The following is a 25347-nucleotide window of genomic DNA, read 5'->3' as shown; positions in this document are numbered from 1 at the left end:
GTGGCCGGGCCCGCGAGCCCGGCACAGGCTGTGACAACCGTGGCGTGTTGGCGGTCGATCTCATCCGGCGCTCCCGGGACTGCGGTGCCACAACGTCCGGGCAGCCACGATGTCGGAGCCACGCGACGTCGGTCCTCCGGCTGGCTTGATGTCGGCGTACGGCGACATCCGGAACCCACTGGTGTGCACCAGCACCCGTTTGGGCGCGGAGCTCTCGAAGCCACCGGGCACCTCGGCCATCAGCTCACGCACTGCCTCGACTCCCCCGGCCCGCCACACGGCGTACAGCTCGGGGAGCTCCCAGCAGCCGGTGGCGCGCACGGACACTCCTCGACGGCCGGTGCGTCGCAGCTCCCCACGCACCACCAGCAACCAGGAGTGGAAGACGGTGGCCGCGTAGGGCCCCTGGGCGTCTTCGAAGAAGGTGGCGTCGACCGGCCCGGTGGAGTCGTCGAGGGTCAGGAAGATGACCCGACGGCCGGAACGGATCGGCGGCGTCTGGGTGGCCACCTTGACCCCGGCGACCAGCAGCTCGGAGCGACTGCGTTGGGTGAGGAGGTCCTTGCTGCGCACCACGCCGAGGTCGTCGAGGAAGTCGGCGTAGTTGTCGACCACGTGGGCAGTGACGTCGAGCCCGAGGATCTCCAGCTCGGCCCGCATCCGCTCGTGCACGTCCATCTCGGGCAACCCACTGGCCTCCCCGTCACCCGGCTCGTCACCGAGGTCGAGGGTGAGCTGGACGCTGGTGACCGGACGCGGCGCCCTGGTCGCCCGGGACTGGGCGGCGGCCTTGGCCCACACCCCGGCCGAGGCGAGTGCATGACGCTCCGCGACCGGCGACTCCTCCCGCACCAGCGGATCGCTGCTGCTGCGCTCGGCCGCCTGCTCGGCGCGTTCCTGGGCTGGGGTCCTCGCGGACGGGGCCAGTCCCTTGGAGGCCAGGCCACGTCCCCGCGTCGACGAGCGCGCCACCGACCGGGCCAGCCGATCGAGCTCGGCGACCTGCAGCAGCAGGTCGCGCCGAGTCACCGAACCCCGACGGCGTACGTCGTGGGGGGACCCGATCCGATAGACGGAGTCGAAGGCACCGGTCAGCACCAGGCGCTCGCACACCGGCCGGGAGACATGGGCGCGGTGCCAGAGGTCGCTCAGGGAATGGAACGGACGCGCGCTGACGATGCGCTCGACCTCACCCTCGTTGATGCCCTTGACCTCGGAGAGCGCGAGGCGGATGCCGTAGCCATCATCGACGCGTTCGACGGTGAATGCCTTCTCGCTGTGGTTCACGTCGAGCCCGAGCACGGTGATGCCGAACTGGCGGGCGTCGTCGAGGATCAGCCGCTTGGGGTACATGCCGGGGTCGTGGGTGAGCACACCGGAGAGGAAGTGCGCCGGCCAGTGCGCCTTGAGCCAGGCGGACTGGTAGGTCGGCAGCGCGAACGCGGCGGCGTGGGCCTTGCAGAACCCGAACGAGGCGAAGGCCTCGAGGATCTTCCAGATCTGTTCGGCGACCCGCGTGCTGTAGCCCAGCCCCAAGCACCGCGGGAAGAACCAGGTCTTCGTGTCGGCCATGCCCTCGGTGTCGCCCAGCGCCCGCCGCTTCTCGTCGGCCTCGGCGTAGGTCACCCCGGCGAACTGGGCGATGATCTCGATGACCTGCTCGTGGAAGACCACGACGCCGTGGGTCTGCCCGAGGATCGGCTTGAGGTCGTCGTGCAGGTAGGAGGGCATCTTCCAGCCCTGCTTGGCATTGAGGTACGGCGTGATCATGTCGCTCTTGACCGGCCCGGGCCGGAACAGCGAGATGTCGGTGATGATGTCGGAGAAGCTGTCGATGCCGGACTTGCCGACCAGCTCCCGTTGGCCGGGCGACTCGATCTGGAAGACCCCCAGCGTCTTGGAGTCACTGATCATCTCGAAGGTGGTGGCGTCGTCGAAGGGCACCTCGGCCTCGCTGTCGAGGTCGATGTCGACGTCGTCGACCCGCTTGATCTCGGTGAGTGCGTGGGCCATCGCCGACTGCATGCGGATGCCGAGCACGTCGAGCTTGAGCAGGCCGAGGTCTTCGACGTCGTCCTTGTCGAACTGGCTCATCGGGTAGCCGGCCCAGCTGGCCTCCACCGGGGTACGGTCGAGCAGGGTCGTGTCGGAGAGCAGCACGCCGCAGGGGTGCATGGCGATGTGTCGGGGCAGCCCGTCGAGCCGCTCGACCAGGCCGAAGAACATGTCGAGCCTCTGCTCGCCCAGGCCACTGGCGCGGAGCTCGGGCAGGTCGCGCAGCGCCATCCGGGCGTCCCTTGCGCGGATGTGGGGGAAGGCCTTGGCGATCGCATCGGTCTCGCCGGGCGGCATGCCGAGGGCGGCCCCGACGTCGCGCACCGCGTGGCGCACCCGATAGGTCTCCATCATCGAGACCGCCACGCACCGCTCCCCGCCATAGGTGTCGAGGATGGCGTCGTAGACCTCGAGCCGTCGCGCGGACTCCACGTCGACGTCGATGTCGGGCAGGTCCTGGCGCAGCGGTGAGAGGAACCGCTCCATCAGCAGGCCGTGTCGGATCGGGTCGACGCCGGAGACGCCGAGCAGGTAGTTGACCAGGCTGCCGGCGCCCGAACCTCGCGCGGCCACCCGGACCTTCATCTCCCGGATCAGGTCGACCACGTCGCCCACGGTGAGGAAGTACGACGCGTAGCCGAGCTCGCGGATCACCTCCAGCTCGTCGTCGAGCCGCTTCCAGATGCGTTGTCGAGGAGCGTTTCCGTAGCGCCACCCGATCGCCCCCTCGCACCGCTGGCGCAGCGCCGCATCGGCGGCCTGGTTCCGAGACGCGTCGTCCGTCCCGCCGCTACCGCGTCGGTTCGGACCGACGCTCCTCAACCTTCGTTCGTGATCGCGAGGAGCGAGCGAGCTCGTGCCTCGCGCGAACTCGAACTCCGGGAAGTGGATCTCCCCCAGGCCCAGGTCAGCCTTCGGGTCGATCACACATCGATCCGCGATCTTCCGGGTCTGGGCCAGCAGCTCCTGGCCGGCGTGGGCGGTGTCGTTCCCGAGCCCGGCATGGCGGCAGATCTCCTCGGCCACGTCGTGCATCTGCTTGCCGGACTTGAGGAAGCCCTCGGCGTTGCCCCGGAAGCCGCCCGGCCCGACACGGGACAACCCGGCCGAGCCCAGCGGGACCAGGGTGCGGGCTGCGTCGAGCACGTCGATGGTCGGGGCGTCGAGCCGATCGGCGTACCGGACGGCATTGGACAGCACCACCGGGAGGCCGGCGCTGCGAGCCACCCCGACCATCCGGGCGGCGTGGGGTGATGACCCCGGGCCGTGGCCCGGGAGCCGGTGGGAGGTCACCTCGACCACCAGGTTGCCGGGCGGCACGATCTCGCGCCAGCGGTCGAGGACCGCGCGGGCATGGTCGTCGCGACGCGCCGTGGCGGCGTCGCCCAGCGTCGAGGTCGGCCCGAGCAGCACGAGCACGTCGTCTCCGAGGTGCTCGGCGATCAGCTCGGGCGTGGTCACCGGCCGACCTCGCTCGCCGGCCAGGTGGGTGGCCGAGACGAGTCGGCAGATCGCCGCCCATCCGGCCTTGCCCGAGGCCAGGAACACCGCCCGCGGGAGCCCCTGCTCGCGAAATGCACCGCCGCGCACCGGCGTGCGGGGGCGCCCTGCCCCCGACGGTGGTTGAGGAGGCGAGGAACGAGCCGTCTCGACACCACGCCACGGAGACCCCGCATACGCCAGGTCCACCCCCAGCACCGGTCGGATCCCGGCCTGCTGGCAGGCCTTGACGAACCGCACCGCACCGTAGGTGCCGTTGCGATCGGTCAGCGCAAGCGTGTCCATCTCCTGCTCGAGGGCGCGCTCGACCAGCACGTGGGGATGGCTTGCGCCGTGCTGGAGCGAGTAGCCCGAGGCCACGTGGAGATGGACGAACGGGTCAGGCACTTCTCCCGGCTTGCTCGTCGAGGACGCCGGCGCCCTCCACCCAGCGTGCGCCTCCGGCCCGCAGTGCCAGTTGACCGTCGTGGGACACGTGGGGAGACAGGCCGAGCGACTGCTCGATGACGGCCAGGAACCGATCGGACTCACGGACCAGGTCGTCGGCCTCGCGCTCGGTGACGGCTCGGGTCGAGCCGGCCTCGGCGGCAGCTCGCTTGGCAGCGCCGGAGGCGAAGAACGTCGCCCACTCGGCGAGCTCGGGGGCCACCTCGGCGAGCAGCACCCAGGCATTCTTCTGGGCACGTCGTCGGCTGGTCGCCGCCACGGGCACGGCCCTGGCCGCGATCAGGGCAGCAGCAGCCCGCAGTGCTGCGACATGGGCGCAGGCATAACGAGCAGGAACCTCGGTCGCGGTGATGGCCTCACGCAGGGACTCGGCGGCCCGCTCGAGGTAGGAGTGGGTCGTTGCCGGGAGGCAGTAGGGGTTCATCGTGGTCATGGGTCGTCCGCCCTTCAGTCCGCGCAGCCGAGGAGCTGCCAGTTGCCGTCAGTCCAGGAGAAGGAGAGGTCGAAGACCCCCGTGGTGCCCAGGCCCCCGCTCATTCCGCAGCCGGCCTCGACCCGCCACATCTCCCGTTCTGAGAGCAGTCCAGCACTGGCCACCGACAGTCCCCTGCCGGGCGACCTGCCGGGCGACCTGCCCGCCGATCGGCGGGGCACCTCTTCCCCGTCGGTCCCGACCAAGGCACGGGCGTCGGCGGACTGCCACCACGGCCCGGTCTCGACCCAGTGCGCGACGACCTCGCGCACCTTCCACAGCTTGCCGCGCCAGAGGAACTGCTCGGGCGCCTCGACCTGACGGCCGGGCTGTCCCACCATTCCCCTGCGCACTTCCACGGGATCGTCGTACCGACGCATTTCCGCTCCTTCCCCAGAGCTTCAGACGGTTTCGACCCCTGTCTCTTCTCGACCCCTCCGACCCCGGTGCTGCGACCTCACGCCGGTCTGTGCCGCGGCTGTGCTGCTGCGGCCCGTGCTGCTGGCGTGAGCCCGGTGGAGGCGGGGGTCGAGGTCGCCCCCACCGGGGAGCGATCGAACATTTGTTCGAACACCTCAAAGGTACACCGGCACACGGACAGGACTCAACCCCTGTCCGGAGAAACCTGTCCGGAGAATCCTGACCGGAGAAACCTGACCGGAAGATGATCGGAGACGTGATTCGGGAAGATGCGCCACGGGGCAGGCTCGCAGGGCCAGGCGCACGGGCCAGGCTCACGGAGCCGGCTCGGCCGTCTCCACGGTGAAGTCGATGAAGTCGTCGCCGCAGACCTCGGTGCCGTTCGTCCGCAGCGCGTGCCGCTCCGGTTCGTCGGGACTGATGCAGGCACTCAGCGGTTCACCGGGCATCCAGCCCACGTTGGAGATCCACGTCTCGTTGACGAAACGCTGGCCACGGAAGCGATAGGTGTAGTCGACGTTGTGGCCGCTGCTGTTCTTGCGCCACTTCTCGGACTTGGTGACGGTGACCTCGACCTCTTTCGTCAGGTCGCCCTGGTCCTCGGTGTCGGCGATGAGGAAGAAGGCCAGGCCGAGCAGGAGGACGAAGCCCAGCCCGACCACCGCCAAGCACCCGATCGCGGCCTTCATCCGGGCAGGTTCCACGGCTCGACGACGAGTCCTGACGAGATCTCCGAGGCGAGCTCCCTGCCGGCCTCGTGGTCGCGCACCATCACCTGCACCAGGTGCATGTGGGCGCCGTCGGTGGTCACGACCAGCCGGTTGCGCACCTCCAAGGAGCGCTGCGTGCCGTCGACGTCCGCGGCTGCGGATCCCACGGCGCCGCGGACGCGTACGTCGACTCCGGCATGCACCCGGGAGTCAGCGCCTGCATCGAGCTGCTTGCGGATCCGGTCGATCTCCCAGCTGAGGTGGTCGGCCACGCCTTGCGGGGTGCCCAGCCTGGTCTCGCGCACGGCCAGGGAGAGGCTGATCAGCTCCCGACCGTCGCCGAGCCACTGCCACATCTCGCCGTGCCTGCCACTGAAGTGGCTGGGCGCAACGGCCGGGACGGGCAGGGTCATCGGGCCAAGGTGCGCAGAGGTGAGGGGTGTCAACACGTCGGATCACTTTCCTGCAGGCAGCTGCGAGAGGTCCAGCTGGACCAGGTCGTGCGACCCTTCCGGGCGCACGAAGACCACGTTGGCCGTCTCGACGGATGCGCCGTACTCGATCTCCGCCCCGCCGACCCCGGCATCGAACTCGATCTCCTCGCTGGCCAACGACTCGATGGTGGTCTGGCGGATGACGACCCTGCCGTTCTCCATGGCCAGCTCGGTGGCTTCGTCCATGTCGCCGCGGGCCACGGCCGACTTGATGGCCTCCGCCGCAGGGTTGTCGGCGGTGACCTTCAGCTCGACGTCCAACCCCTGGCCGGTGCTGGTGCCGGGAGGCAGGTCGAGGCCGAGCTTCTGGTTGAGGGCACTGGCCTCGATCTTCCCCGAGAGCGTGAAGTCGTTGAAGTCGCCGTTCTTCTTCGCGGTGAGCTCTCCGGAGAGCTCGACAGCCCCGCTGACGTCCTGGTGACCGGCCACGTTGTCAACATCCAGCTTTCCGGTCACCTTGATGCCCATCTCCTCCTTGACCACGTCGTAGTAGGCATCCAGCCGTCCGGACATCGTGGCCTGTCCGAGGGGCGAGTCCGTCTCGACCTCACCCTGGCCGTAGACGCCGACCTTGAAGCTGGTGATGTCCTGCTTCATCACGTAGTCCGCGACGTTCGACACCACCGTCGCGCCGGGACTCATGAAGTCGCCGAGGCCGTCGAACTCCAGGGTCGCGTCGTCGAGGCCGTCGAGGAACTTCTTGGCCTCCTCCGGCGAGTCGAACGACAGCTCCAAGGAGGTCGTGCCCCCGGCCGAGACGTCGGCCTCCGTGCCGGCCACCTCGATCTCGCGCCCGAGACCGGCCTCCAGGGAGAGGGACATCCTGACGGTCCCGTCCGCCATCACGACGTACTGGGCCTCGGCCTTCCCCTCGAGCTCCCACGTGGCGAACTCGAGCTCGGCGTCGAGGAACGCGCTGATCGTGCTGATCGCGATGTCTCCGCCGAGAAGCTCGACGAGCTCCTCCTGGGTGAGGTCGTCCATCGACGGCGGCAGCTGGATCGCCGCCTCGGAGAGCGTCTCGTCACCACCGTCCACCTTGCCCTTGGCCGCGGCGTCGAGCGCCTTGGCCAAGGCGGCGTCGGCGTCGTCGGCATCGGTGAGCGCCGAGCCGATGTCATCGGCGATCACCTGCAACGAGCGCTGCGCGTGCGACACGTCGACCTCGTGCACGTACGTGGCGGGATCGGTGACCGAGCCGGTGGCGTGGTCCACGGTGTAGCCCTTGGTCCGGGCGAGGGCGAGCGCGTCGGTCAGCTTGGTCCTGGCTGCCTTCATCAGCCGCTCGGACTCGACGAGGGAGACGGAGATGTCGGAGACCTCGGCCACCATGTCGTTGAGCCGGAGCCGCAGCTTCTCGTGCGACGTGCGCGCGTTGTCCCCTGCCTGGCTGGCCCAGCTCAGCGGCGGATCGGAGTCGTCGATCTCGTCCTGCAGGTCGACCAACGCCTTGCGCTGCTTGATCAGCACATCGGCCACCGTGTCGAGATCCCCGGGCTTCCAGTCGATGAGGTTGTCGATGGACACCATCCCTACTCGATCCCCCTCCGGTGGTACAGCCCGTGCTGGCGGATCCGCAGGTCGGAGGCGTAGTCGGAGGCGTCGTAGGAATCGGCGCTCTTCTCCTGCTCCCGGGCCTCGGCCACCGCGTCGTCGTGCCACTTCTTGAACCGGGACTTCCACGCTGTGCCCAGCGCGGTGGCCTTGGGCCCGCTCCTGCTTCCGGGGAGTGCCGTGGCGATGTCGTCGATGTCGGCGCTCGGGTCGGCGTCCTTGACGCCCCTCGCGGCTTCCCGCAGCTTCGTGGCCGCAGCGTTGATGTCGGCAACGACTACTTCGAATCCCATGGGTCCCCTTCGTCTCGCCGAGTGGTCTTCCCGGCCTCGCGAGCTGCAAACCTCCTGACACACCATGACCGTCCGGCGCACCGCTAGAGTCTGCCGCATGGCTGAACACGCCTCCATCGAGAAGTTCCGGGCCGCCCTGGCCGAGAAGGGCGGCTCCGGCGAGATCGTCGTGCTGCCCGACTCCGTGCACACCGCGGCCCTCGCCGCGGACGCGTTGGGCTGCGAGGTCGGTGCGATCGCGAACAGCCTGCTCTTCGACTCCGACGACAAACCGGTGCTGGTCCTGACCAGCGGCGCGCACCGCGTCGACACCGCGAAGGTCGAGGCGACCACCGGGCCGCTCAAGCGGGCCAGGCCTGACTTCGTCAGGCACCACACCGGCCAGGTGATCGGCGGGGTCTCCCCCATCGCCCACCCGACGCCGGTGCCGACGTTCATCGACCCGTGGCTGCGCAGGTACGACGTGGTCTGGGCCGCCGCGGGCCATCCCGCGGCGGTGTTCAGCACGACCTTCGACGAGCTGGTCGCGATGACCGGCGCAACCGAGCTCGAGGTGGAATAGACCGTGGAGATCTGGATCAACCCGGCCTGCTCGAAGTGCCGCACTGCGGCGAGCACGCTCGACGAGGCCGGCAACGAGTACACCCAGCGCCGCTACCTCGACGACCCGCCGACCGTCGCCGAGATCGAGGACGTGCTGGCCAGGCTCCGGCTCGACCCGTGGCACATCGCTCGGATGAATGAGCCGATCGCCAAGGAGATCTCCCTGAAGGACGTGCCCAAGGACGACGCCCACCGCGCCGACTGGGTGGCCGCCCTGGCGGAGCACCCCAAGCTCATCCAGCGTCCGATCATCACCCTCGATGACGGCACCGCCGTGGTCGCGCGCGACGACGAGACACTGGCCCGCATCATCGGCACGTAGCAGCTCACGTGGCGACCCCGCCTGCTCCACGGGCGGGAGAGCGTTGGCGACCTCCGCCCCAAAGAGCTTCTCCGCAACCGTTCGCGTCGTGGCCCGGCCTCGGGCTGGCGATGGCCTAGAGTCCCTTGCGTGGAATCGCTTGCACTGGTGTTCTCCAACGGCTGGGCCAGTGGTGTCAACGCCTACCTGGTCGTCCTCGTCATGGGCATTGCCGAACGGCTCGGGGTCAGCGAGATCCCCGACGTGCTGGGCAGCTGGCCGGTGCTCGCCCTCGCCGGGTTCATGTATGCGATGGAGTTCGTCGCCGACAAGATCCCGCTCATCGACTCCACCTGGGACACCATCTCGACCGCCATCCGGCCCACCATCGGCGCCGTCCTCGGCGTCCTGGTCGCGGGCGAGTCCGACTCGCTCAGCGCCGCGCTCGCCGGTGTCGTCGGGGGTGGCAGCGCGTTGGCCTCCCACCTGGTCAAGATGGGGGGACGGATGGCGATCAACTCCTCGCCCGAGCCGGTCACCAACATCACCGCCAGCGTCGTCGAGGACTTCGCTGTGCTGGGGGTCGTGTGGTTCGCCATCGAGCACCCGGTGGCGGCCGCGGGCATCGCCGGGGTCCTTCTGGTCACCGGGCTCGTCGTGCTCTACTTCGCGGCCAGGCTGATCCGGAAGTTCTGGCGGCGCTGGAAGGGCCGGGACCGCCACCCCCCGGCGTACGCCTGAACCCCACCGCAGGGTTCGCAGCATCCTTCGAGCGGAATTCCTGCGCACGGCTCGTTGACGCGACGAACTGGTCACCAGCAGCGCCGACCATTCCTCTAGGGTTCACCGCATGGCGCGCGTGGTGGTGATCGGTGGAGGCTTCGGTGGCATGGCGTCGGCCGCGCGGCTGGCCAAGCTCGGCCACGACGTCACCCTCGTGGAACGTCTCCCCCACCTGGGCGGGGCGATGGGCACCGTGGAGAAGGACGGGTTCACCTGGGACGCCGGTCCTTCGGCCACGTTGCTGCCCGCCGTCGTGCGCGACCTGTTCCGCAAGTCGGGACGGCCCCTCGAGCGCGAGATCGACCTGGTCCCGCAGGAGATCATCCGCACCCACCACTTCGAGGACGACACCCGCGTCGCCCTGCCCGGTGGGTCGCGCGCCGCGCAGGTCGAGGCGCTCGACGACCTGGCGCCGGGACTCGGTGACCAGTGGGCGTCCTACGTCGGGGCGTTCGCGGACGACTGGGAGGCGATCCGCCGTGACTACCTCGAGCGCCCGTGGATACCCGAGTTCGCCAGCAAGGAGACCACGGCACGGATCTTCACCCGCGAGATGCTCGCCAAGCGCCTGAAGAAGTCCTTCAAGGACGACAGGTTGAGGATGCTCGCTGCCCACCCCTTCGTCTTCGAGGGCCACGACCCGCGGGACGTGCCGGCCTGGATGGGCATGGTCTCCTACGTGGAGCAGCGGTTCGGCGCTTGGACGGTCGAGGGTGGTTTCGGGCGGCTCTGCGACGTGCTGGCCCAGCGACTGGCGACGCGCAAGGTCACCGTGCTGCTCGACACCCGGGTCGATGACATCGTGGTCCGCGGCGGGCGCGCAGTCGCGGTCGCGACCGACAGCGGCGAGATCGACGCCGACGTGGTGGTGTGCGCGATCGACCCGCGCGGGCTGCCGGTCCTCGCGCCCCACGTGCGTCGCACCATGCCGGCCATTCCTCCGGTCGTGTGCCACCTCGGACTGACCGGGGACGTCCCGGTCCTGCCTCCCGAGTCCGTCTTCCACGGTGACCCCATGCTCGTCGTGCGCACGGGCGGCACCGCTCCGGAAGGTGGGAAGGCCGTGACCGTCCTGGCGCGCGGCCTGCTCGCAGAAGACATCGTGCTCGGCCTGGTGCGCAAGGGTCTCAACCTCAGGCCGCACGTCGAGGTGCGCGTCGACCGCTCACCACGGACCCAGGTCGAGCAGTGGGGCGGCTCGCCGATGGGCGTGCTGTGGCAGGGCCGCAACACGTTGAGGGATCGCCTCTCGACCACCACGCCCGTGCCCGGGGTGTACGCCGCCGGAGCGCACGCCGCCCCCGGCGCCGGCATCCCCCATGTCGGGCTCTCGGCTGCCCTGGTCGCCCAGGAGGTCGGCCCGGCCTAGGTGGGAGCAGAGGCAGGTCGCCGTGCTGCCACCGGGTCCTCGGATCAGACGGTGATCCGCAGGGCCTCGAAGATCTCGCGGGTCGCCTTCGACCGGTTCAGCGTGTAGAAGTGCAGGCCCGGCGCCCCGCCGTCGAGCATGGCGTCACACAGCTCGGTGGCGATCGCGATGCCCTCGGCACGCAGTCCCGCCTTGTCGTCCTCGAAGGGGTACAGCCGCTGCACCACCTCCGTGGGCAGCTCACGACGGGACAGCTCGACCATGCGGCGCATCGAGTTGATGTTCAGGATCGGCATGACCCCGGGGATGATCGGGATGTCGACGCCGGCTGCCGCAGCCCGCTCGACCAGAGCGAAGTAGTCGGAGGCCCGCAGCACCATCTCCGTGATCGCGAACTCCGCGCCCGCGTCCTGCTTGGCCTTCAGCACCGCGACGTCGTCGTCCAGGCTGGCTGCATCGACGTGCCCCTCGGGGAAGGCGGCGACACCCACGCTGACGTCTGCGGCGTCCTTGATCACCCGGACCAGCTCGGAGGCGTAGTTGACACCACCGTTCGTCGGCTCCCATGGGGTGCCCGGGCCACCGGGCGGGTCGCCACGCAGGGCGAGCACGTTGTGCACCCCGCTTGCGGCCAGGGAGCCCAGGACGTCGCGGACCTCGTCGACCGTGTGCCCGACGCAGGTCAGGTGGGCCACCGGAAGCAGCGAGGTCTCCTTGGCGATGCGTCCGGTGATCGCCACGGTGGTGTCCCGGGTGGTGCCGCCCGCGCCGTAGGTCACCGACACGAAGGTGGGCTGGTAGGGCTCGAGCTCGCGGATCGCCTGCCACAGCTGCTCTTCCCCGGCAGCATCCTTGGGCGGGAAGAACTCGAACGAGAACGAGCGCTCACCGCTGCGGATGAGCTGCCCGATGCTGCGCGGCGTCTGGTGGTCCATACCGGGAGTCTAGTGACCGCACCGCCACCGCACGGGTGCCGTCCACCCTGCAGAACCCGATGGCTAGGCTCGTCGTCGTGAGCGACCCAGCGGCCTTCCGGGCCAGTCTCCAGTCCGTGATCGACGGCTTCCTCGACGAGCAGTCGAGACGGCTGGAGCCGTTGGGCGACGACGCCGCACGGCTCATCGCCGAGGCGCGTCTCGCGGTCAGCGGAGGCAAGCGCTTCCGGGCGGCCTTCTGCTACTGGGGCTACCACGCGATCAGCACACCGACCCCCGAGGAGGAGCAGGCGCTGCTGCGTGCCTGCGCCGGGCTCGAGCTGCTGCACGCCAGTGCCCTCGTGCACGACGACTTCATGGACGCCTCCGACACCCGGCGGGGGCGACCTGCGACGCACCGCGCCTTCGAGGCCGACCACCGGACGCGCGGCTGGACCGGCGACCCCGAGCAGTACGGCGCCGCGGCCGCGATCCTGCTCGGTGACCTGCTGCTGACCTGGGCGGACGAGCTGTTGCGTCGTTGCGGCCTCCCACTCGACCGGGTCTCCTCCGCGATGGACGTCTTCGACATCTGCCGCTCCGAGGTGGTGGCCGGGCAGTTCCTCGACGTGTCGGTGCAGGCCCGCGGCCGAGCCGACGTCGACACCGCGATGACGGTGCTGCGCTTCAAGTCGGCCAAGTACTCGATCGAGCGGCCGCTCCACGTGGGTGCGGCGCTCGCGGGCGCCGGACCCGAGGTGCTGGCGACCCTCACGGAATTCGGCCTGCCGCTGGGTGAGGCCTTCCAGCTGCGCGACGACCAGCTCGGAGTCTTCGGTGACCCCGCAGTCACCGGCAAGCCCGCCGGGGACGACCTCGTCGAGGGCAAGCGCACGGTCCTGGTCGCGATGGCCCTCGACGGTGTCTCCACCGAACGTGCCGCCGTCCTCGATCGCGCGTTGGGCACCGACCTGGACACCGATCAGGTGGAGGAGCTCCGTGCCCTGATCATCGAGTCCGGTGCCGACCAGCGAGTCGAGGCGATGATCACCGAGCTGGCCCGGCGCTCGCTCGACGCCCTGGCAGCGGCTGACCTGTTGCCCGGGGCCAAGGTCGCGCTCACCGATCTGGCTTCCGCCGCCACCCAACGCACACTCTGACCCCGGGCGAGTCAGTCGAGCGAGGTCACTGACCCGGGCAGCTCCGGGCCGTCACCACGCAGGAGCACGACGAACCGTCCGGCGCCACGGGTCGGCTCGGCGAGCAGGTCCAGCATGACCGTGAACGCGTGCTCGTCGCCGCGGGCAAGGGTCCCCCACCCGTCCCACAGCAGCAGCGTGTCGACGGTGAGGTCGGACAAGCAGTCGTTGAGGGCGTCGAAGTTGGCGCCGTACCACTCGGGGAACGCCAACGCGTCGCCGAAGGCTGCGAGCACCTCCGGCTTGGTGGTGGCCCGCCACCCGTCGACGTGGGCGAACGCCCACCCGGCGTGCTCGACCGCGTTCGCCACGTCGGCCACCTCGAAGTTGCCGTGCCACTGGTGCAGGTTGCCGGCGACACGGCCGGCCAGGACGGCAGCGAGCCCACTCATCGACGGATCCTCTCGAAGGACGCATAGTGGTCGGCGGTCCAGAAGAACTCGTCCTCGTCGCCGGTGACGATGCGCCGGGCACCGCGATCGTCCTCACCCGGGGTGGGGACGGTGTACTCGTGGTAGTGGCCCCGCTGCTGACTCGGAAGGATGCCCTCGCGGTTCTCGAAGGTCACCCCGTCACGGTCGTAGGGATAGGGCCCACCCTCGTCGATGAGGTCGAGCGTCTGCCGGGCCTCCGTCGGCAGCTCGTCCTCATCGACCCAGGTCAGCCCGGACTCCGGGTCCTCGACACCGTCGTCGGACGAGGAGCTCGAGCCGGACGGGCTCGCCGACCCTGCCGGCGTGCTCGCCGACCCGGACGAGGGGCTCGGTGCGGACGACCGGCTCTGCTGGGGACGACGGTCCGCCGGGTTGTTGCCGTCGCCGGTCCCCTGCTGGAACCACCAGGCACCCACCGCGACCAGGACAGCCGCGACCAACGAGAGGAACTTGCGCTGGCTCGCGGAGATGCCCATGGTGCCGGACCTCAGAAGGCTTCGACCTGGGCGCGGCGCTTGACCTCGGAACCGCGGTTCTCACGCAGCGCGTCGATCGGACGCCCCGGGAGGTCTGCGTCGGAGTAGATCCACGCGATGCACTCGCGGTCGGACCATCCGCCGTCGTGGAAGAGCGTCAGCAGGCCGGGAAGCCCCTTGACGACCTGGCCGTCGTGGACGAATCCGGCTGGCACCTGCTGGCCCGCGCCCTCGACGGGGACGGCGGCCGCAAGGGTGTGCTCACGGATCATCGTGCGGACCTGGTTCACGCTGACCCCGAGTGCCTCGGCGGTCTGGGCCCAGTCGAGCCACTCATCGACGAGCGTGGCCAGGTCGGGTTCGCGAGCAGCGGCATCGTTCATGGTGGCAACTCTTCCATCACCGACAGGTGCAAGGAAATCCCTCGGCCCAGAACGACACTCCAGTCACATGCGTCACTTGAGCATCTTGGAGAGCAGCGGTTACCGTCGTGGGGTTGTCCGGTCGCCACCCACGGGACCCTCGGAGTCCCGGGTGCCGGAGAACTGGCGAAGGGACACTCCGTCAATGAACTTCCCCACTCCCCTGTCCACCGGCCACCTCCGACGACGTACCGGTCGGGTCACCGGCGCCCTGCTCAGCGCGGGACTGCTGTCCGCCGGGCTGGTCGCGACCGCCTCTCCCGCCCTGGCCGACGAGGTGCCACCGGGTCGCAAGATCATCGTTCACACCGTGCGGCCGGGTGACACCGCGACCGAGCTGGCCGTGAAGTACCACGCGTGGACCAACGAGCTGATCAGCCTGAACCATCTCGGGTCGACCGCTGCCCTCACCGTCGGAGACCGGATCCGGATCCCGGTCGTGCGCTCGGCCGCGTCGGATGACTCCACACCGACGAAGCCTGCGTCGAAGAAGCCCCGGAAGACCGGGCACCACACGGACCCGAGCCGCGAACAGGTCCGCAACGTCATCACCGACACCGCCCGCCGACACGGCGTCAACCCGCACCTCGCCCTGGCCGTTGCCTGGCAGGAGTCCGGCTGGCAGATGCACCACGTCTCCAGCGCCCGCGCCATCGGCGCCATGCAGGTGCTGCCCACCACCGGTGAGTGGATGTCGCTCTACGCCGGCCGCTCGCTGGCGCTGCGCAACACGCAGGACAACGTGCTCGCCGGCGTGCTCCTGCTGGACCTGCTCGGGGACCAGACCAGCTCGCGCAGGCACCAGGTCGGCGCCTACTACCAAGGGCTCGGCGCCGTGCGCGAGCACGGGCTCTTCGACGAGACGCATTCCTATGTCCGCAACGTGATGGCCATCAAGCGGCGTCTCGAGTCCGGCGGTACGCCGTAGCGAGCCGGGTGGGTCGCCACGCCGGAGACCACCGTGGGCGGGTGAACCATGCGGGGTTCCGTAGGATTGAGCCCGGCGGATCCTTCCCCATCCAGCCGCGCACGGAGGTCGAGAAGTGGAGCCAGGCAACGAGCGGGACCTCAGCGACCCATTGATCGGTCGGCTCCTCGACAACCGCTACCGCGTCGGACGCCGGATCGCCAGCGGCGGAATGGCCTCGGTCTACGAGGCTCACGACGACCGGCTGGACCGGGTCATCGCGCTGAAGGTGATGCACCCCGGCATGGGCGACGACGAGGAGTTCGCGAGCCGGTTCGTGCGCGAGGCCCGCCACGCCGCCAAGCTCTCCCACCCCCACGTGGTCGGTGTCTACGACCAGGGGCGCGACCGCGGCACGATCTACCTGGCGATGGAGTACGTCCCCGGCCACACCTTGCGCGACGTGATCCGCAAGGAGGCCCCGATGCCTCCCCGCAAGGCCCTGGCGCTGATCGACCCGGTGCTCTCCGCGCTGGCCGCCGCCCACCAGGCGAAGCTGATCCATCGGGACATCAAGCCCGAGAACGTCCTGATCTCCCCTGACGACGACTCGGGAACGAGTCGGGTCAAGGTCGCCGACTTCGGGTTGGCCAAGGCGATCAGCGCCGACACGCAGCACACCGCGACGGGCGGCGTGCTCATCGGGACCGTCTCCTACCTGGCACCCGAGCTCGTCGTCGACGGACGGGCTGATGCCCGCGCCGACGTCTATGCCGCCGGCGTGGTGCTCTATGAGCTGCTCACCGGCCGCAAGCCCCACGAGGGCGAGTCGCCGATCCAGATCGCCTACAAGCACGTCCACGAGGACGTACCTCCTCCGTCGGAGACCGTGCCCGACATCCCGGCGTACGTCGACGCGCTGGTCGCGCGCGCCACCGCTCGTGATCGCGGACACCGGCCGGCCGACGCGCGGGTGTTCCTGCACCAGGTGCACCGGGTTGCCCAGGCTCTCGCCGAGGGGGTGGTCGACGACCCCGAGCTGGTCGCCGACCTCGCACCACCGGCGGCCCGCGAGCACGAGGAGGAGCAGTTCCGCGAGGACACCGCCCAAGACCCGTTCGACCAGGGCGAAGCCACCGGGGAGCTCACCGCCGGCGGCGTCCAGGACTTCCCCCGCACGAGCCACATCGACCGCGGTGCAGCGCTGGCCGGCCCCGTCGCCCGACCACTTCACGACGATCCCGCACCGGACGGCGTACCCCCCTGGTCCCCGGTCGACGCCGAGCCGAGGCGGCGGCGGCGCGGGGCGCTGCTCCTGGTTCTGGCACTGCTGGCGGCCCTGGCCGTCGGTGGCGGCGCCTACTGGTTCGGGGTTGCCCGCTACACGACCACTCCCAGCGTCATCGAGCTCACCGCCGCGGCCGCGCAGCAGAAGATCGAGGCCGCCGGCCTCGAGTTCGCGGAGGCCGACCCGGAGTACTCCGAGGACATCCGGAAGGGCCTGGTCATCAGCACCGACCCGGGCCCGGGCGACCGGGTGCTCGACGCCGGGAGGGTCACGGTCACGATCTCGCTCGGCAAGGAGCGCTACGACGTGCCGAAGCTGAAGGGCAGGTCCGAGGACGAGGCCCAGCAGGCGATCCTGGATGCCCACCTCGACTTCGGCCGCTCGATCCCCCGCTACCACCCGTCGGTCCCGGCCGGCCGGGTCATCAGGAGCAACCCCGCGGCCGGCACCTCCCAACGCCCCGGTGCGAGCGTCGACCTGATCCTGAGCCGGGGCCCCAGGCCGATCAAGGTCAAGGACTGGACCGGCAAGGATGCCGACCGTGCCGAGGAATGGATCGAGCAACAGGATCTCGAGGTCGACGTCACCGAGGAGTTCGACGACGACGTCCCCGAGGGCAACGTCATCTCGCAGAGCCCGAGCAGCGGCCAGCTCTTCAAGGGCGACACGGTCGACCTCGTGGTCTCGAAGGGCCCTCAGCTGATCGAGGTGCCACGTGTGGTCGGCATGGGCCAGGACGCCGCCACCGACACGTTGGAGGCTGCGGGGTTCCGGGTGGAGGTCGAGAAGCACCCGAACTACATCGGCCTCGGCTACGTGCTGACCTCCGACCCGGGCCGCGGCACCATGGCCCCCAAGGGCAGCACGGTCACGATCACCATCGTCTGACGGCTCACGGCTCACGGTCTCGGCAGACCGCCTCGTTCCTCGCGCTTCTCGACCACCACCTAGCCTTGTCCACGTGACTGACATGGCCCTGCGCAACCCCATCGGTTCCCACGTCCCGGTCGGCAAGGGATTGGCCTCCGGCGCCCTCGCCAAGGCTCGCGAGATCGGCTACGAGACGCTCCAGGTCTTCGTCGGCAATCCGCGCGGTTGGGCCGCGAGCAAGGGCAACCCCGCGGAGGACAGGGCGTTCCGCGAGGCCCGCGAGGACGGCACTCGCGCGTTCATCCACGCGCCGTACCTGGTGAACCTCGGTTCCCCCACGCCGGCGACCTACGAGAAGTCCGTGGAGACCGTCGCCCACAACCTCAGGCGGGCCGCCGAGATCGGCGCCGAGGGTGTCGTGGTGCACACCGGCTCGTTCGTCGACCCCACCGGATCCGAGGAGAAGTACGCCGCCGCGATGCGCCAGGTGCGCGAGGGCCTCCTCCCCCTCCTCGAGGCAGTCGAGGACGACGCCGCCCCGTGGCTGCTGCTGGAGCCGACCGCCGGGCAGGGTCGATCCCTCTGCGCCGGGGTGGAGGACCTGCATCCCTACCTCTCGGCGCTCGACTTCCACCCCAAGGCGGGCATCTGCCTGGACACCTGCCACGTCTTCGCGGCCGGTGCCCCTCTCGACGAGACGGGTGGCACGAAGGCGACCGTCGACCGGATCGTCGAGATCGGCGGCCCCGGCCGCCTGCGCCTGATCCACGCCAACGACTCCATGGACGTGCGTGGCGCGTTCAAGGACCGGCACCAGAACATCGGCGCCGGCCACATCGGTCAGGACGCCTTCCGCGACCTGTTCGCCCACCCCGCCACCGACGGGGTGCCGTTCGTCCTCGAGACACCGGGCTCGCGCGAGGTCGGGAGTCCCGACCTCGACCTGCTCAAGAAGTTGCGCGAGCAGGCCCGCGAGTGAGGGAGAGCACGACCACCCGCCTTGCCACCCTGGCTCTTCTCGGCATGGCGGCCATGTGGGGTTCGACGTTCTACCTCATCAAGGACCTCTCCGACCGGATCAGTGCGCTCGACTTCCTGGCGGTCCGCTTCCCGATCGCGACCGTGGCCCTGGTCCTGCTCTTCCCCCGGGCCCTGGGGCGCCTGTCGTCGCAGTCACGGCGCCAGGCGGTCGTCCTCGGGGTGCTCTATGCCGGCGCCCAGGTGGCCCAGACGGTCGGCCTGGCGCACACCGCAGCATCCGTCTCGGGCTTCATCACCGGCCTCTACGTCGTGTGCACGCCGTTGCTCGCCGCCCTGCTCCTCCGCTCACGCATCGGCCGGTTGACCTGGCTCGCCGTGGCCATGGCGATCGTCGGGATCACCGTCCTCACCCTGCAGCCCAGTGGCCTGGCCTTCGGGTACGGCGAGGGCCTCACGCTGCTCAGCGCGGTGATCTATGCACTCCACATCGTCGGGCTGGGTGCCTGGTCGCGCAGGGACGAGGCGATGGGCATGGCGATCGTGCAGCTGGCGGTGATCTCCGTCGTGTGCTTCGTCGGGGCGGCCCCCAACGGCATCACCATCCCGGACAACGGCGGCGACTGGATCAGCATCGTCTACATGGCGGTCGGGGCAGGGGCCCTCGCCATGGCTGGCCAGACCTGGGCGCAGGCCCACCTGACGCCGACCCGCAGCGCGATCGTCATGAGCATGGAGCCGGTGTTCGCGGCGTTCTTCGCGGTCCTGGCCGGCGGCGAGGACCTCACTGCGCGACTTCTCACCGGCGGGCTGCTGGTCTTCGGCGCGATGCTCGTCGTGGAGCTGATGCCGCGCCGCAAGATCGAGGGCGAGGTCACGCACATCGCCGTCTGAGCCGTGAGAGCGAGAACGGGGTGTCGACAGCGATCCGACTCAGGCGGACGATGGAGGCTTGAGGAGGTTCCACCCATGACCGGACACGTGATCCACCTCGACATCGAGATCGAGGCACCCCCTGAGATCGTCTGGCAGGTGCTCACCGACCTGCCGCATGCCGACCACATCCTGCGCAGCGTCAAGCAGGTCGAGCCGCTCGGTGCCCCCGGCTACGACGTCGGGACGACGTGGCGCGAGACCCGGGCGATGTTCGGCCACCACGGTGAGGAGGAGATGCACGTCGTCGAGTCGGTCAAGCCCCATCGCACGATGCACGAGACCAGGCTCGGCCACGACCGCATCCGCACCGCCTTCTCGCTGCAGTCGCACGCCGGTGGTCGCACCAAGCTCCTGGTGACCGCCAACATCGACACCTCCGAGCGCAACAAGGCCGAGGACATGATGTGGCACATCTGGGGCGGGTGGGGCTTCAGCGCGACCCGCCGGATGCTCAACCACGACCTGGAGGACATCAAGTCCGAGGCCGAGGCCCGCGTCGTCTGAAGCCGCACCGGCGGGGCCGTCACCGGGCCGGAGATCCCGCATCCTGAATTCCGCGCGTCGCCCGTCACCGGCGGCACTATTCTCGCTCCATGGTTGTGGTGATGTCGCCCGAGGCGACCGATGAGGACATCGCCCGCGTCGTCTCGCGAGTCGAGGGTGTCGGCGGCGAGGCGTTCGTGTCCAAGGGCGTGGTCCGCACCATCATCGGCCTGGTCGGCAACATCGAGTCGTTCCACCACCTGAACCTCCGGACGCTCCGGGGCGTCGCCGACGTCCACCGCATCTCCGACCCCTACAAGCTGGTCAGTCGCCAGCACCACTCCGAGCGGTCCACCGTCTGGGTCGGCCCCGAGGGCAAGCAGGTGCCGATCGGCCCGGAGTCGTTCACCTTCCTCGCCGGGCCGTGCGCCGTGGAGAGCGCCGAGCAGACCGTCGAGGCCGCGCGCATGGCGCAGTCGGCCGGCGCCACGATCCTGCGTGGTGGTGCGTTCAAGCCCCGCACATCGCCGTACGCCTTCCAGGGCCTGGGGGTGAAGGGTCTGGAGATCCTCGCCGACGTCCGGGCAGCCACCGGGATGCCGGTGGTCACCGAGGTCATCGACGCCCGGGACGTCGCCGTGGTCGCGGAGTACGCCGACATGCTCCAGATCGGCACCAGGAACGCTGCCAACTTCGCGCTGCTCCAGGCCGTGGGTGACGTCGGCAAGCCGGTCCTGCTCAAGCGCGGCATGACGGCCACCATCGAGGAGTGGCTGATGGCCGCGGAGTACGTCGCCCAGCGCGGCAACCTCGACATCGTGCTGTGCGAGCGGGGCATCCGCACCTTCGAACCGGCCACCCGCAACACCCTCGACATCTCGGCAGTCCCGGTCGTCCAGGCGACCAGCCACCTGCCGATCATCGTGGATCCGTCCCACGCCGCCGGACGCAAGGATCTTGTCGTCCCCCTCTCGCGGGCGGCGATCGCAGTCGGTGCTGACGGCGTCATCGTCGACGTGCATCCCAAGCCGGAGACCGCGCTGTGCGACGGGCCGCAGGCCCTGCTGGGCACCGAGCTGCGCGAGCTGGCCCAAGCCGTCCGTCGACTCCCCGGAGTGGTCGGCCGCGTGGACGCCTCGACGCTCACCCGCTGACCCGGGTCGCGCGGGTCGTGGCCCGTGGCACGTTGGGAGCGTTCGGATACAACTGGGGGCACCCGACCCGACCGAGGAGCCTCCTTGCCCACCCAGCTCACCGTCCGCTCCACCGAGCAGCTGACGCCGCACCTGGTGCGGGTCCACTTCTCCGGAGACCTGGCCGGCTTCGCCGACAGTGTCGACACCGACCGCTACGTGAAGCTGATCTTCCAGCAACCCGGAGTCGACCACCCCGACCCGTTGGACCTGAATGCGCTGCGGGGCACCCTCCCACCTGAACAGATGCCGATCCTGCGCACCTACACCGTCCGCAGCCTCGACGTCCCAGCAGGCACGCTGGCGATCGACTTCGTGGTGCACGGCGACGAGGGTGTCGCCGGCCCATGGGCTGCCGCGGCCCAGCCCGGCGACGTGATCCTCGCCAACGGCCCCGGCGGTGGCTACGCCCCCCGACCCGACGTCGACTGGCACCTGCTGGGCAGCGACGAGGCCGGCCTGCCCGCGGTGGCTGCCGCGATCGAGTCACTCCCCGCTGGCGCCGTGGCACGGGTCCTGGTCGAGGTGGCCGACGAGGACGACGTCATCGAGCTCGGCGAGGGCGAGAACGTGGAGGTCACGTGGCTCCTGCGCGGGGCCGCGTCGCACGACGTACCGGACGACCGGGCGGGGCGGCATGCCCCGCTGGTTCAGGCGATCCGCGACCTCGAGTGGCTGCCGGGGACGGTCCAGGTCTTCGTCCACGGGGAGGCCGCAGCGGTCATGCACGGGGTCCGTCCCTTCCTGTTCAAGGAGAAGGGGCTGCCTCGAGACGCGGTCTCGATCTCGGGGTACTGGCGTCGCGGACGTACCGAGGAGGGCTTCCGGGAGTGGAAGCAGGACCTGGCCCGGAGCGAGGCCTGAGCGGACTCAGGTTTCGCCCGACTCGCCGGGTCGCCTAGGCTTCGGGGCGCGAGAGGCGAGGGGAACCCATGGAATTCTGCAAGAACTGCGGCGCCGGGCTGGGGCCGGGCCGCTTCTGCACGAACTGTGGCATGCCCGTGGACCAGCCGCGCACGTCCCAGCCGCAGGGCACCGAGGAAGCTGCGGCGGAGAAGACCTCGGTCCGGCTGCCGGCCGTGCAACCTGACGCCTCCACGGGCCCCCGCTTTCCCTTGTATGCCGCCCCACCGGCCCAACAGCCGCAGCAGGCGCCTCCCCCGTTGTTCGCCGACGAAGTGCCGACCCGCTCACCGGAACAGCGCTCCGCGGCCGTGCCTCCGGGCCCTGCGCAGCCCTCGCATGCTGACGAGATCCCGGTGTGGCAACCCCCGGCGTCCCCCGCGCCCCCGAGCGGCTCGCACCGCTCCGACGAGCCCGGGAGACGCTCGCCCCTGCTGTGGCTGCTGCCCCTGCTGCTGGTCCTGCTCCTGGGCGTGGGCATCGGGACCTGGCTGGGCAGTCGGGACTCCGACGACGGCACGGCGGCCTCCGAGGACAGCTCCCAGGGGACCGGCACCACCCGGGACGACGACACCGCTGCTCCGGATGACCCGGGTCCCGGCGACGACCCGGCCGACCCCGCCGAGGCGGTCGATCTCACCGATCAGGTGAAGGCTTCGGGTCCCGCCCCGATCAAGCCCGGGACCGACCTGTCCGGCAACAGGGTCACCTACCCGCCGGCCAACATGCTCGACGGCTCGCCGAGTACGGCCTACCGCCTTCCGGGTGATGCCTCCGGACGCACGATCACCCTCGAGCTGCCCGACGAGGCAACCATCCACGAGGTCGGCCTGGTCAACGGCTACGCCAAGACGGACACCACCGGCAACCGCACGGTCGACTGGTACCCCAAGAACCGGCGCATCACCGAGGTCGAGTGGAGCTTCGACGACGGCACCACGGTCACCCAGGAGCTGCGCGACTCGACCGACCTGCAGGTCATCCGTGTCGACGCCGCCACGACGCGCACGATCAGCTTGCGCATCGTCTCGGTCAGCGCCCCGGGCTCCGGGCCGCTGGGCAAGAACGTCACGGCCATCAGCACGGTGGCCCTGCGCGGCACGACCTCCTGACCCGGTCAGGTTTGAGCGTGGTTCCCGCCGGGTACTGCCGAGCCCATGGCGTCGCCTCCCGGGAGTTCCCTGCCCGGAGCACTAGGGTGTCGTCACTGAAATAGTTGTCGCCCTTGACACATGATCGGAGCCACACCATGAGCCAGTGCCCGCAATGCGGTACGGCGACCACGGAAGGCCAGCCCTTCTGCGGCGCATGCGGGGCAACCCTCGCGACGCAGACGCCGGCCCCCGACCCGGACGCGGGGAAGACCCAGATCCGTGAGCAGCGGCCGTCGGCTCAACAGCCCGGCCAGGGACAGTGGGGCCAGCCCGCCGCTCCCCAGCAGCCCGCTCCGCAGAGCCCGCCCCAGCAGCAGTGGGGGCAGCAGCCCCCGGCTCCGCAGCACCAGCCGCAGCACCAGCCGCCGGGCCAGCCGCAGTGGGGCCAGCCTCAGGCTCCGCAGGGCCACTACGCCCCCCAGGGCCAGCAGCAGTACGCCGGCCCGCAGGGCCAGCAGTACCCCGCACCCCAGGGCCAGTACGCCGGCCCGCAGGGTGGCGGCAAGGGCGTGGGATTCGACTTCTCGAGGATGCTGGCCGGCAACTGGGTGGGTGCCGCAGGCGTGGCCGGTGCTGCCCTGGCAGTTGCCTTCATCGGCAGCGCCCTGTTCGCCTTCACGACGATGGAGAAGTTCGACTTCGTCGAGGCCCTGGCCATGACGATCATCACCACCGTCTCCGTGTTCGGCGCGAACAGCGTCGTGCACAACGAGGGAGGTGATGGTGACTTCTCCTTCGAAGCGACGCAGAACCTGGGCCAGTTCCCGCTCCTGGTGACAGTCCTGGCGTTCGCGGCCGCGGTGTGGATGTTCCGTCGGATGACGGCCGCTCACCGCAACGTCGTCGACGGGCTCCTCGACGCCGCGCGGGCAGCGCTGATCCTGACGCTGGGGGTCACGATCCTTGCGATCGTCATGCGGATCTGGTCCCCCGAGATCACCGGGTACATCGACGACGAGTCGTCCGACATCGACACGGGTCCCTCCGGACTGGGATTCCTGAGTGGCGACTCGCTCTACAACCACATCGGCGGCGCCATCTTCGTCACCTTGCTCCTCACGCTGACCGTCCTGGCGATCACTTGCTTCGTCCGCCGCGACTGGCTCTCGGAGAAGGCGCAGCTGGTCAACGACTGGCTGCGGGTCCCGATGATCGGCATTGCGGCCGTGGCAGCGGTGACGGCCCTTGCCGGGGTCATCTACCTGATCGCGATCATCGTCGGCAACGACGACGCCCGCGGCTTCGGCGAGATCATGCGACTGATCGCCGTGACCCCGGCCCTGGGCCTGCGCCTGGTCTCCCTCGGCGTCTTCTCCAACGTGGGATGGGCCGGCAGTGGCGACGGGGAGGACGAGGAGAAGTTCGACCGCCTGGGTGGTTTCGCCGACGACAACGGCGTGCTGTTCTGGATCGCTCCCCTCATCGCGCTGGCCGTCATGGCCGCTGGTGTCTACGCCGTCGTGATGAAGTCGCTCGACAAGACGAAGATCATGCGTCACACGCTGGTCTACCTCGGCCTGTTGCTCATCGCGATGCCTTTCTTGGTGCGGTTCTCGAACGCACACATCGGCGCCGAGCAGGAGTTCGACGGCGACTCCTCCGACTTCGACTTGTGGATGGGCGTCGACGGATTCCAGACGACGATGTTCTTCTTCCTGTTCTCGATCGTGGTCGCCGCGGTGGTCCTGCTGGTCACCGGCAACCTCGATGTCAACGCGATCAAGGCCAAGGCATCGAGCTTCCAGTCGCAGCCCGGTGCCCAGCCCGGGCAGCAGCAGTGGGGCCAGCAGCCCGGCACCGGCCCGCAGCAGCCGCAGCAGGGCGGCCAGTGGGGCCAGCCCCAGCCGCCGCAGCAGGGTGGCCAGCAGTGGGGCCAGCAGCCCGGCACCGGCCCGCAGCAGCCGCAGCAGGGCGGTCAGTGGGGCCAGCCCCAGCCGCCGCAGCAGGGCGGCCAGCAGTGGGGCCAGCAGCCCGGCACCGGCCCGCAGCAGCCGCAGCAGGGCGGCCAGTGGGGCCAGCCCCAGCCGCCGCAGCAGCCGCCGTACGGCCAGCAGCCACCGCAGCAGGGTGGCTGGCAGCCGCCCACGCAGTAGGCACCACGACCACCACGACCGCCGGTCCGGAGACATCCGGGCCGGCGGTCGTGCGTTGAGGGATGACCGATCCTGCGAAACGCCTCGGTGTGTCCG

At 70.0% G+C, this 25347-nt stretch carries 25 protein-coding genes; 14 read left to right on the top strand and 11 right to left on the bottom strand.

Features of this window, described 5'->3' with window-relative positions; all coding sequences use genetic code 11:
• Nucleotides 1-60: 60 nt before the first annotated feature.
• From ncot_RS06850 to ncot_RS06820, 7 genes are all read right to left on the bottom strand, one after another.
• Nucleotides 61-3942: a DNA polymerase III subunit alpha gene (locus ncot_RS06850; RefSeq protein WP_168616931.1), complete on the bottom strand. Its 3882-nt coding sequence runs from the start codon at nucleotides 3940-3942 to the stop codon at nucleotides 61-63.
• Nucleotides 3935-4435 (bottom strand): SAV_6107 family HEPN domain-containing protein, encoded by a 501-nt coding sequence (locus ncot_RS06845; RefSeq protein ID WP_240938113.1) that lies wholly within the window; start codon nucleotides 4433-4435, stop codon nucleotides 3935-3937. The genes ncot_RS06850 and ncot_RS06845 overlap by 8 nt, the downstream gene beginning before the upstream one ends.
• A 14-nt stretch (nucleotides 4436-4449) precedes the next feature.
• The gene (locus ncot_RS06840; protein ID WP_168616930.1) at nucleotides 4450-4854 is read right to left on the bottom strand and encodes a DUF6504 family protein; all 405 of its coding nucleotides are present in this window, start codon (nucleotides 4852-4854) and stop codon (nucleotides 4450-4452) included.
• 354 nt (nucleotides 4855-5208) lie between these two features.
• Nucleotides 5209-5583, bottom strand: coding sequence for a hypothetical protein (locus tag ncot_RS06835; protein WP_168616929.1), 375 nt, complete (start codon nucleotides 5581-5583; stop codon nucleotides 5209-5211).
• Nucleotides 5580-6017, bottom strand: a complete 438-nt coding sequence (locus tag ncot_RS06830) for a hypothetical protein (protein ID WP_168616928.1) — start codon at nucleotides 6015-6017, stop codon at nucleotides 5580-5582. The genes ncot_RS06835 and ncot_RS06830 overlap by 4 nt, the downstream gene beginning before the upstream one ends.
• A 42-nt stretch (nucleotides 6018-6059) precedes the next feature.
• Complete coding sequence (locus tag ncot_RS06825) at nucleotides 6060-7625, bottom strand: hypothetical protein (protein ID WP_206065189.1); 1566 nt, start codon at nucleotides 7623-7625, stop codon at nucleotides 6060-6062.
• Nucleotides 7626-7630: 5 nt separating this feature from the next.
• Nucleotides 7631-7945, bottom strand: a complete 315-nt coding sequence (locus ncot_RS06820; RefSeq protein ID WP_168616926.1) for a hypothetical protein — start codon at nucleotides 7943-7945, stop codon at nucleotides 7631-7633.
• A gap of 97 nt (nucleotides 7946-8042) precedes the next feature.
• Here ncot_RS06820 and ncot_RS06815 point away from each other — a divergent pair, with 97 nt between their 5' ends.
• The 4 genes from ncot_RS06815 to ncot_RS06800 all read left to right on the top strand — a co-directional run bounded on the left by ncot_RS06815 (nucleotide 8043) and on the right by ncot_RS06800 (nucleotide 11001).
• Complete coding sequence (locus tag ncot_RS06815) at nucleotides 8043-8507, top strand: YbaK/EbsC family protein (RefSeq protein WP_168616925.1); 465 nt, start codon at nucleotides 8043-8045, stop codon at nucleotides 8505-8507.
• 3 nt (nucleotides 8508-8510) lie between these two features.
• Nucleotides 8511-8870 (top strand): ArsC/Spx/MgsR family protein, encoded by a 360-nt coding sequence (locus ncot_RS06810; RefSeq protein ID WP_168616924.1) that lies wholly within the window; start codon nucleotides 8511-8513, stop codon nucleotides 8868-8870.
• A gap of 129 nt (nucleotides 8871-8999) precedes the next feature.
• Complete coding sequence (locus ncot_RS06805; RefSeq protein WP_168616923.1) at nucleotides 9000-9590, top strand: DUF4126 domain-containing protein; 591 nt, start codon at nucleotides 9000-9002, stop codon at nucleotides 9588-9590.
• Nucleotides 9591-9657: 67 nt separating this feature from the next.
• Nucleotides 9658-11001, top strand: coding sequence for an NAD(P)/FAD-dependent oxidoreductase (locus tag ncot_RS06800; RefSeq protein WP_346766640.1), 1344 nt, complete (start codon nucleotides 9658-9660; stop codon nucleotides 10999-11001).
• A gap of 44 nt (nucleotides 11002-11045) precedes the next feature.
• Here ncot_RS06800 and metF read toward each other — a convergent pair whose 3' ends face one another.
• On the bottom strand, nucleotides 11046-11936 hold the full coding sequence (gene metF / locus ncot_RS06795; protein WP_168616921.1) for a methylenetetrahydrofolate reductase [NAD(P)H]: 891 nt from the start codon (nucleotides 11934-11936) through the stop codon (nucleotides 11046-11048).
• Between the two features lie 77 nt (nucleotides 11937-12013).
• Here metF and ncot_RS06790 point away from each other — a divergent pair, with 77 nt between their 5' ends.
• Entirely contained in the window at nucleotides 12014-13075 is a 1062-nt protein-coding gene (locus ncot_RS06790) for a polyprenyl synthetase family protein (protein ID WP_240938112.1), read from the top strand.
• 11 nt (nucleotides 13076-13086) lie between these two features.
• Here the strand turns inward: ncot_RS06790 and ncot_RS19800 are convergent, their stop codons facing one another.
• Genes ncot_RS19800 through ncot_RS06775 form a run of 3 tightly spaced genes read right to left on the bottom strand, consistent with a single transcriptional unit; the run spans nucleotide 13087 to nucleotide 14407 of the window.
• Entirely contained in the window at nucleotides 13087-13506 is a 420-nt protein-coding gene (locus tag ncot_RS19800) for a barstar family protein (protein WP_168616919.1), read from the bottom strand.
• Nucleotides 13503-14024, bottom strand: a complete 522-nt coding sequence (locus ncot_RS06780; protein WP_168616918.1) for a ribonuclease domain-containing protein — start codon at nucleotides 14022-14024, stop codon at nucleotides 13503-13505. The genes ncot_RS19800 and ncot_RS06780 overlap by 4 nt, the downstream gene beginning before the upstream one ends.
• Nucleotides 14025-14035: 11 nt before the next feature.
• Nucleotides 14036-14407, bottom strand: coding sequence for an Rv2175c family DNA-binding protein (locus ncot_RS06775; RefSeq protein ID WP_168616917.1), 372 nt, complete (start codon nucleotides 14405-14407; stop codon nucleotides 14036-14038).
• A 184-nt stretch (nucleotides 14408-14591) separates the two neighbouring features.
• Here ncot_RS06775 and ncot_RS06770 point away from each other — a divergent pair, with 184 nt between their 5' ends.
• The 9 genes from ncot_RS06770 to ncot_RS19445 all read left to right on the top strand — a co-directional run bounded on the left by ncot_RS06770 (nucleotide 14592) and on the right by ncot_RS19445 (nucleotide 25251).
• Nucleotides 14592-15374 carry a transglycosylase SLT domain-containing protein gene (locus ncot_RS06770; RefSeq protein ID WP_168616916.1) on the top strand — a complete coding sequence of 261 codons (783 nt, stop codon included), beginning with the start codon at nucleotides 14592-14594 and terminating at the stop codon, nucleotides 15372-15374.
• A 115-nt stretch (nucleotides 15375-15489) separates the two neighbouring features.
• A complete protein-coding gene (gene pknB / locus ncot_RS06765; protein WP_240938111.1) occupies nucleotides 15490-17529 on the top strand; it encodes a Stk1 family PASTA domain-containing Ser/Thr kinase in 2040 nt (679 codons plus the stop codon).
• 82 nt (nucleotides 17530-17611) lie between these two features.
• Complete coding sequence (locus ncot_RS06760; RefSeq protein WP_168619208.1) at nucleotides 17612-18490, top strand: deoxyribonuclease IV; 879 nt, start codon at nucleotides 17612-17614, stop codon at nucleotides 18488-18490.
• A complete protein-coding gene (locus tag ncot_RS06755) occupies nucleotides 18487-19383 on the top strand; it encodes a DMT family transporter (protein WP_240938110.1) in 897 nt (298 codons plus the stop codon). The genes ncot_RS06760 and ncot_RS06755 overlap by 4 nt, the downstream gene beginning before the upstream one ends.
• 75 nt (nucleotides 19384-19458) lie before the next feature.
• Nucleotides 19459-19929 (top strand): SRPBCC family protein, encoded by a 471-nt coding sequence (locus tag ncot_RS06750; RefSeq protein ID WP_168616915.1) that lies wholly within the window; start codon nucleotides 19459-19461, stop codon nucleotides 19927-19929.
• 89 nt (nucleotides 19930-20018) lie between these two features.
• The gene (gene aroF / locus ncot_RS06745) at nucleotides 20019-21062 is read left to right on the top strand and encodes a 3-deoxy-7-phosphoheptulonate synthase (protein WP_168616914.1); all 1044 of its coding nucleotides are present in this window, start codon (nucleotides 20019-20021) and stop codon (nucleotides 21060-21062) included.
• Between the two features lie 84 nt (nucleotides 21063-21146).
• Nucleotides 21147-21965 (top strand): siderophore-interacting protein, encoded by an 819-nt coding sequence (locus ncot_RS06740; protein ID WP_168616913.1) that lies wholly within the window; start codon nucleotides 21147-21149, stop codon nucleotides 21963-21965.
• Nucleotides 21966-22033: 68 nt separating this feature from the next.
• On the top strand, nucleotides 22034-23116 hold the full coding sequence (locus tag ncot_RS06735; RefSeq protein WP_168616912.1) for a zinc ribbon domain-containing protein: 1083 nt from the start codon (nucleotides 22034-22036) through the stop codon (nucleotides 23114-23116).
• A gap of 137 nt (nucleotides 23117-23253) precedes the next feature.
• Nucleotides 23254-25251: a zinc ribbon domain-containing protein gene (locus ncot_RS19445; RefSeq protein ID WP_206065187.1), complete on the top strand. Its 1998-nt coding sequence runs from the start codon at nucleotides 23254-23256 to the stop codon at nucleotides 25249-25251.
• Nucleotides 25252-25347 lie beyond the last annotated feature (96 nt).

Origin of the sequence: Nocardioides sp. JQ2195 (assembly GCF_012272695.1) — a bacterium.
Classification (GTDB): domain Bacteria; phylum Actinomycetota; class Actinomycetes; order Propionibacteriales; family Nocardioidaceae; genus Nocardioides.
This window is presented reverse-complemented; position numbering and strand designations above follow the sequence as displayed.

What these genes read in the sequence shown, in the direction of transcription:
- ncot_RS06845 (WP_240938113.1), bottom strand. Translation starts at nt 4,435, where the DNA reads ATGACCACGATGAACCCCTACTGCCTCCCGGCAACGACCCACTCCTAC.
- ncot_RS06840 (WP_168616930.1), bottom strand. Translation starts at nt 4,854, where the DNA reads ATGCGTCGGTACGACGATCCCGTGGAAGTGCGCAGGGGAATGGTGGGA.
- ncot_RS06835 (WP_168616929.1), bottom strand. Translation starts at nt 5,583, where the DNA reads ATGAAGGCCGCGATCGGGTGCTTGGCGGTGGTCGGGCTGGGCTTCGTC.
- ncot_RS06830 (WP_168616928.1), bottom strand. Translation starts at nt 6,017, where the DNA reads ATGACCCTGCCCGTCCCGGCCGTTGCGCCCAGCCACTTCAGTGGCAGG.
- ncot_RS06820 (WP_168616926.1), bottom strand. Translation starts at nt 7,945, where the DNA reads ATGGGATTCGAAGTAGTCGTTGCCGACATCAACGCTGCGGCCACGAAG.
- ncot_RS06815 (WP_168616925.1), top strand. Translation starts at nt 8,043, where the DNA reads ATGGCTGAACACGCCTCCATCGAGAAGTTCCGGGCCGCCCTGGCCGAG.
- metF (WP_168616921.1), bottom strand. Translation starts at nt 11,936, where the DNA reads ATGGACCACCAGACGCCGCGCAGCATCGGGCAGCTCATCCGCAGCGGT.
- ncot_RS19800 (WP_168616919.1), bottom strand. Translation starts at nt 13,506, where the DNA reads ATGAGTGGGCTCGCTGCCGTCCTGGCCGGCCGTGTCGCCGGCAACCTG.
- ncot_RS06780 (WP_168616918.1), bottom strand. Translation starts at nt 14,024, where the DNA reads ATGGGCATCTCCGCGAGCCAGCGCAAGTTCCTCTCGTTGGTCGCGGCT.
- ncot_RS06775 (WP_168616917.1), bottom strand. Translation starts at nt 14,407, where the DNA reads ATGAACGATGCCGCTGCTCGCGAACCCGACCTGGCCACGCTCGTCGAT.
- ncot_RS06770 (WP_168616916.1), top strand. Translation starts at nt 14,592, where the DNA reads ATGAACTTCCCCACTCCCCTGTCCACCGGCCACCTCCGACGACGTACC.
- ncot_RS06760 (WP_168619208.1), top strand. Translation starts at nt 17,612, where the DNA reads ATGGCCCTGCGCAACCCCATCGGTTCCCACGTCCCGGTCGGCAAGGGA.
- ncot_RS06750 (WP_168616915.1), top strand. Translation starts at nt 19,459, where the DNA reads ATGACCGGACACGTGATCCACCTCGACATCGAGATCGAGGCACCCCCT.
- aroF (WP_168616914.1), top strand. Translation starts at nt 20,019, where the DNA reads ATGGTTGTGGTGATGTCGCCCGAGGCGACCGATGAGGACATCGCCCGC.
- ncot_RS06735 (WP_168616912.1), top strand. Translation starts at nt 22,034, where the DNA reads ATGGAATTCTGCAAGAACTGCGGCGCCGGGCTGGGGCCGGGCCGCTTC.
- ncot_RS19445 (WP_206065187.1), top strand. Translation starts at nt 23,254, where the DNA reads ATGAGCCAGTGCCCGCAATGCGGTACGGCGACCACGGAAGGCCAGCCC.